The organism is Arenimonas malthae CC-JY-1 (assembly GCF_000747075.1).
GTDB lineage: Bacteria > Pseudomonadota > Gammaproteobacteria > Xanthomonadales > Xanthomonadaceae > Arenimonas > Arenimonas malthae.
This window is the reverse complement of the sequence record NZ_AVCH01000105.1, coordinates 1-539: the sequence shown is the minus strand read 5'-3', so window position 1 is coordinate 539 and position 539 is coordinate 1. Positions and strand designations below refer to the sequence as shown.

At 75.0% G+C, this 539-nt stretch carries 1 pseudogene; it reads right to left on the bottom strand.

Going from position 1 to position 539, the window contains the following annotated elements:
- A pseudogene (locus N790_RS05635) lies at positions 1-539 on the bottom strand (bifunctional [glutamate--ammonia ligase]-adenylyl-L-tyrosine phosphorylase/[glutamate--ammonia-ligase] adenylyltransferase); the annotation flags it as partial.

Sequence of the window (539 nt, the reverse complement as noted above, 5' to 3'; positions counted from 1 at the left end):
CCACGGGCCGCGCCTTGATCCAGGCGTAACGCTCCCAGTCGCGGCCCTCGCGCTGGTAGTACTGCTCCATCGCGCCGAAGCTCAGCGCCAGCCGGCCGCTGCCGCCGAAGGGCCGCAGGCGCAGGTCCACGCGGTGGCAGAAACCGTCGGCCGTGACCTCGCCCAGCAACTGCACCAGGCGCTGGCCCAGGCGCGTGAACCAGGCCTCGCCGTCGAGCGGGCGGGCGCCGTCGCTGCCGCCGTGTTCGGGGAAGGCGTAGACCAGGTCCACGTCGGAACTGAAGTTGAGTTCGCGCCCGCCCAGCTTGCCCAGGCCGAACACCACCAGCGACTGCACCTCGCCGCTGGCGCTGCGCACCACGCCGTGCGCCTGCGCCAGCTGGCCCGACAGCGCGGCCACCGCCGCCTGCAGCGCCTGGTCGGCGATGCGGCTGCTGCCGGCCAGGGTGGCGTCCACGTCGTCCACGCCGTGCAGGTCGCGCCACACCAGGCGCGTGGATTCGGCGGCGCGCCAGCGGCGCAGGCGCGCGGGCCAGTCC